Annotated in this window: 4 protein-coding genes and 2 riboswitches; of the genes, 1 reads left to right on the top strand and 3 read right to left on the bottom strand. The window is 71.7% G+C overall.

Annotated elements, in window-relative coordinates; all coding sequences use genetic code 11:
- Nucleotides 1-1,428 (top strand): GMC family oxidoreductase (locus COGEMETH_RS24015; RefSeq protein WP_238185193.1); only part of this gene is annotated, 1,428 nt, incomplete at its 5' end.
- A gap of 6 nt (nt 1,429-1,434) precedes the next feature.
- Here COGEMETH_RS24015 and COGEMETH_RS24010 read toward each other — a convergent pair.
- The 3 genes from COGEMETH_RS24010 to COGEMETH_RS24000 all read right to left on the bottom strand — a co-directional run bounded on the left by COGEMETH_RS24010 (nt 1,435) and on the right by COGEMETH_RS24000 (nt 4,884).
- A complete protein-coding gene (locus tag COGEMETH_RS24010; protein WP_238185192.1) occupies nt 1,435-2,367 on the bottom strand; it encodes an ornithine cyclodeaminase family protein in 933 nt (310 codons plus the stop codon).
- A 71-nt stretch (nt 2,368-2,438) separates the two neighbouring features.
- Entirely contained in the window at nt 2,439-3,560 is a 1,122-nt protein-coding gene (locus COGEMETH_RS24005; protein ID WP_238185191.1) for a DSD1 family PLP-dependent enzyme, read from the bottom strand.
- A gap of 28 nt (nt 3,561-3,588) precedes the next feature.
- A complete protein-coding gene (locus COGEMETH_RS24000; RefSeq protein ID WP_238185190.1) occupies nt 3,589-4,884 on the bottom strand; it encodes a D-amino acid dehydrogenase in 1,296 nt (431 codons plus the stop codon).
- Between the two features lie 65 nt (nt 4,885-4,949).
- Nucleotides 4,950-5,047, bottom strand: a riboswitch (glycine riboswitch).
- Nucleotides 5,048-5,050: 3 nt separating this feature from the next.
- Nucleotides 5,051-5,148: riboswitch (glycine riboswitch) on the bottom strand.
- Nucleotides 5,149-5,411: the final 263 nt, after the last annotated feature.

The following is a 5,411-nucleotide window of genomic DNA, read 5'->3' as shown; positions in this document are numbered from 1 at the left end:
GTCGTGGCCCTGGAGGCCGGCCCGAACTTCGACCCGAAACAATTCGCGTTCGACGAGACCCTGGCCGACGCGATCTACTGGACGGACGAGCGCCTCAGCGGCGGCTCCACGCCGGAGGCCTTCGGGGCCAACAACAGCGGCACGGGCGTCGGCGGCTCGACCTTGCATTGGGGCGCCTTCGTGCCCCGGGCGGATGCCCGCGACCTGCGCCTCAAGAGCGAGAGTGGGCAGGGCAGCGACTGGCCCCTGGTGCTCTCCGACCTCGTCCCCTTCTACGAGCGGGTGGAGGCCTTCATCGGCGTCTCCGGCCCGGCGGCCTACCCCTGGGATGCCGGGCGGCGCTACCCCCTGCCCCCCGTGCCCCGCAACGGGCCGGCGCAGATCATGGCGATGGCCTGCGGACGGCAGGCCCTGCGCGCCACGGACGCGCCGGCGGCCGTGGTCTCCCGCCCGTTCACGGCCGAGGGCGCGCCCGCGCGCAACGCCTGCATCAATTGCGGCTTCTGCCACCAGGGCTGCCGCAACGGCGCCAAGACCAGCATGGACGTGACCTACCTGCCGCTGGCGGTGGCCCACGGCGCCGAGATCCGGCCCGAGAGCGTCGTGCACGGCCTGGAGCGGGGGGCGGACGGGCGGATCTCCGCGGTGGTCTACCGGGCCGGGGGCGTGGACAGGCGCCAGCGCTGCCGGGCGGTGTTCCTGTGCGCCGGCGCCGTGGAGACGCCCCGGCTGCTGCTCAACCTCGGGCTGGCCAACGGCTCGGACCAGGTCGGGCGCAACTACATGGGCCACGTGGCGACCCAGGTCTGGGGCCGCTTTCCCGACGCGGTGCGGATGAACCGGGGCTACCCCTCCTCGCTCATCAGCGAGGACATGCTGCGCCCGGCCGACGCGGACTTCGCCGGCGGCTACCTGATGCAGAGCTTAGGGGTCGAGCCCCTCACCTTCGCCAACTCCGTCGCCCGCGGGCGCGGCCTGTGGGGGCCGGCGCTGACGGCGTACCTCGACCGCTACGAGCATCTCGCCGGCATCGGCATCAACGGCGAGACCCTGCCGAGCGAGGCCAACCGGCTCACCCTGTCGGACGAGACCGACGCGCTGGGCCTGCGCAAGGCGCGCATCGACTTCGGCTACGGCCCCAACGAGGCGCGCCTCAACGCCCACGCCACCCGCGTGATGACCGACCTGTGGGAGGCGGCGGGTGCACAGGATATCTGGGTGCTGGAGCGCGTCGCCCACACGCTGGGCACCTGCCGCATGGGCCGGGACGGGGACGATTCCGTGGTCGACCCCTACGGCCGGAGCTTTGCCATCGACAACCTCTGGATCAGCGACGGCTCCACCTTCCCGAGTTCGCTGGCCGCCAACCCGGCCCTGACCATCATGGCGCTGGCGCTGCGCAGCGCGGAGGCTTTTCTGGCAGCCTGATGGACGTCAGGCCTGGTCCAGCCTCAGGATCGCCTGCGCGATGGTCAGGTCCTGCAGGGCGATGCCCGAGCTGTCGAACACGGTGATCTCCTCCGCCGAGGCCCGGCCGGGCTTGCCCGATTCGAGCACCGCGCCGATCGCCCGCAGGCTCAGAGCCCCGGAGGCGACGCGCTCGGCCGCGTGCTGGAACTCGCCGATCGTCACCGATTGGGCGGGCAGGTCGCAGAACAGGGCCGCCCGCTCCAGCAGCGCCACGGGCAGCTCCTGCTTGCCCGCCGCATCGCAGCCCATGGCGGCCACATGCGTGCCGGGGCGGACCCACGCGGCCTCGAACAGGGGCGCGCGGGCGGGCGTGGCGGTGACGATCACGTCGGCGGCCTCGCAGGCCCCTTGCGCGCCCGAGACGTCCGCCGCGAGGCCCTGTTCCCGCAGCCGTTCCGCGAAGGCGGCCCCCCGTTCGGGGTCGCGGGCGGCCACGACCACCCGGCGGATCGGCAGCACGCGGGCGAGGGCCAAGCACTCGTAGAGGGCCTGGTTGCCCGCGCCGAACACCGCCAGCACCTGCGAGTCCGGCCGGGCCAGCACGCTGGCGGCCACCGCGTCGGCCGCGGCCGTCCGGTAGGCGTTGACGAGGCCCGCCTCCACCACCGTGTCGATGCGGCCCCGCTCCTGGTCGAACAGCAGGATCAGGGAGTTGTGCCGCGGCATCCCGCGGGCCGGGTTGCCGGGCCAGAACGAGCCGACCTTCAGCCCGGCCACCGACGCCGTCGCCCCGGACTTGATCGAGAAGCGGTTGCCGGGATCGGAGCCGTGTCCGAGCACCGCGGGGAAGATCGTGGTGTCGGGCCTAGCCGCCGCGACCAGGGCCTCCCGCGCCGCCTCGAAGGCCACCGCATGGGTGACGAGCGCCGCAGACCGCTCCTCGGAAATGAACTTCATTTCTTTTTTGCCCTTTGTTCGGATGTCCTACCGGCGGCCGTCGAGGCGTCGGCATCGACGGCCATCGGCCCTCACAGGCACATCCCGCGGGCGGTGACGGGCCAGAGGGCCTCGACGCGGCCGCCGCGCACGCCCACGTACCAGTCGTAGACGTTCACGGTCGGGTCGCAATGGCCGGGCACGAGCCTCAGCTTGTCGTTGAGCCGGAGCACGTTGCCGGGGTCGGCGATCACCCCGTGCTCGTCCGAGCACTTGACGTATTCCACGTCCGTCCGGCCGAAGATCACCGGCAGGCCGCTGTCGACGCTCTGGGCCTTGAGGCCGGCATCGCAGATCGCCTTGTCGGCCTTGGTCTTGCTCATCACCGAGGTGTAGATGAACAGGCTGTTCTCGAAATCCGAGATGACCTGCCCCTGCGCGTCCTTCACCCGCTGGTAGTCGGCGTCCATGAAGATGTACGAGCCGCATTGCAGCTCGTTGTAGACCCCGCTGGTGCCTTCCATCTCGAAGGTGCCGGTGCCCGCACCCGCCACGATCTCGCAGGGCAAGCCCCGGTCCTTGAGCCGGGCCACCGTGTCGGCCACCGCGTCCACCGCCGCCTGGATCATCGCCTTGCGCTCGGCGTGGTCGTAGACGTGCTGCGCCTTGCCCTGGTAGGCCTGGAGGCCGGCAAAGCGCAGGTTCGGGGCGGCCGCGATCGCCTCGGCGATGGCGAGCACCGGCTCGCCCGGCGCGACGCCGCAGCGGCCGGCGCCCACGTCGATCTCCACCAGGCAGCCGAGATCCGCCCCGTGCCGGACGGCCGCCGCCGACAGGTCGGCGACGTTACTGAGATCGTCCACGCAGACCATCACCCGGGCGCGGGCGGCGAGCGCGGCCAGCCGCTCGATCTTCTGCGGCGCCACCACCTGGTTGGAGACGAGCACGTCGTAGACGCCGCCCTCCACCAGGGCCTCGGCCTCGCTGACCTTCTGGCAGCAGACGCCGCAGGCGCCACCCCGCGCGACCTGGATGGCGGCGATGTCGGCAGACTTGTGGGTCTTGGCATGCGCCCGGTGGCGCAGGCCGTTGGCTTCCATGAAGCGGCGCATGGTGTCGACGTTGCGCTCGAAGGCGTCGAGGTCGACCATCAGGCAGGGGGTGTCGACCTCCTCGATCGGGGTGCCGATGGCGGCGGGGCGGTTGAGGCTCATGGCGGGTCCTTATCTGTGAGGGGAAGGGTCAGGCGGCCTGCGGCAGGGGCCGGGGGCCGGCCTGTTGGCCGACCGTTCGGCCGACCTCGGCCAGGACGGCGTCGGCCACGATCTGGGCGGTGGCGGCCGACAGGGTCCAGCCGAGATGCCCGTGGCCGGTGTTGTAGAAGACGCCCGGCCGGCGCCCGCGGCCGACGCGGGGCAGCATGCCCGGCAGCATCGGGCGCAGGCCGCTCCAGGCGACGACCCGGTCGGTGGTCACCTCCGGGAACTGGCCGCGGGTCCAGTCGACCAGGGGCTGGATGCGGTCGTGGCGGATGTCCCGGTTGAAGCCGTTGAACTCCGCCGTGCCCGCGACCCGGAAGCGGTCGGGCCCGAGCCGGCTGGTGACGATCTTGGCCGCGTCGTCGAGGATGCTGACCTGCGGGGCCGCCCCCCGGCTCGCGGGCGTGTGCAGGCCCACGGTGATCGAGTAGCCCTTGACCGGGTAGACGTTGACCCGGTCCCCGAGCATCCGGGCGAAGCGGCGGCTGGCCGCGCCCGCGCAGATCACCACCGCGTCGTATCCCTCCGGCCGGGCCGGGCCCCCGTCCGCCCCCCCGTCTTCCTGCGGGGCCGGGCGCCAGCGCAGGGTGAAGCCCGCGGGCTCGGGCACGATGGAATCGACGGCGGCGTCGTAGCGGAAGCGCACGCCCTGCCGGGCGCAGGCCTCGGCCAGGCCGCGGGTGAACTTGTGGATGTCACCGGTGGCGTCCGAGGGCGTGAAGTAGCCCCCGTGATAGGCCCCCTTCAGGGCCGGCTCGATGGCGCGCATCTCCTCCGGGGTGACGGCGTGGCGCTCCAGGCCGCCCTCCGCCAGCAGGGCGTTGACGCGCCCGGCCGCCGCGAAGGCCGCCCGGTCCCGGTAGATGTGCAGGATGCCGCGGCGCTCCAGGTCGAAGTCGATGCCCTCGGCCTCGGCCATGGCGTCCATGTGCGCGCGGGCGGCGAGCGCCAGCCGCACGGTCGCCACGGTGTTCTCCCGGTAATGCGCGATGTTGCGCACGAACTCGGCCATCCACGAATACTTGTGCCAGCTCGGGCGCGGGTTCATCAGCAGCGGCGCGTCGCGGCGCAGCATCCAGCGCAGGCCCTGGAGCACGGTGGAGGTCTTGTTCCAGACCTCGGCGTTGCTGGCCGAGAGCTGGCCGCCGTTGGCGAACGAGGTCTCCATCCCGGCATAGCGGTGCCGGTCGAAGACCGTGACGCGGTATCCGCGCCGGCGCAGGGCATAGGCGGTCGTCACGCCGGTGATACCGGCGCCGACCACGGCGATATGGGGCATGGGTCCTGGACTCCCGAAGACGTGCGGACGCGTGGGACCGGCGTCGCCGCCGGCCGATGCGCCCCATCTGTCTCGGGTACCTGAGAGTTTGATCCGCCCGCGCTGTCGCGCGGGTGGACGTCCCCTTCGGTGGGTGTCCCTGGCGGGACACCTCTCTCCAGATCGCCCTGACGATACGGTTCTTGGGCCTGAGAGTTTCCGGGGCGGTTGCTCCGTCGGCGCCGAGGGCGAAACGCTCGCCTCGGGCTCTCCCGCATCGTCGTAATGGGCGAGACTTGGCTAGCGCGGCCCCTGGTATTGCGCAAGTCGTTCCATGCCGGCTTTTGAATTCATGTCTGACGAACGTGGGCGATTGTCATGCGTGCAAAGACTTTATGCACGTCTGCCGAAAATCTTCGCACGTGCTCGCAGGGCAAGTCTCGGGCTCGACTTGGATCGGCGCGGTACTCCGACAAGCCTCTGTTCCTGAAGGCGTTTCCCTCCCCCCTCTGCGGGGGAGAGTGGGCCTCGCGTCAGCGAGGGTCGGG

Origin of the sequence: Methylobacterium trifolii, from assembly GCF_022179685.1 — a bacterium.
In the GTDB taxonomy this organism is placed as follows: domain Bacteria; phylum Pseudomonadota; class Alphaproteobacteria; order Rhizobiales; family Beijerinckiaceae; genus Methylobacterium; species Methylobacterium trifolii.
Note: the sequence above shows the minus strand (reverse complement) of the source record. Positions and strands in the feature narration are given on the sequence as shown.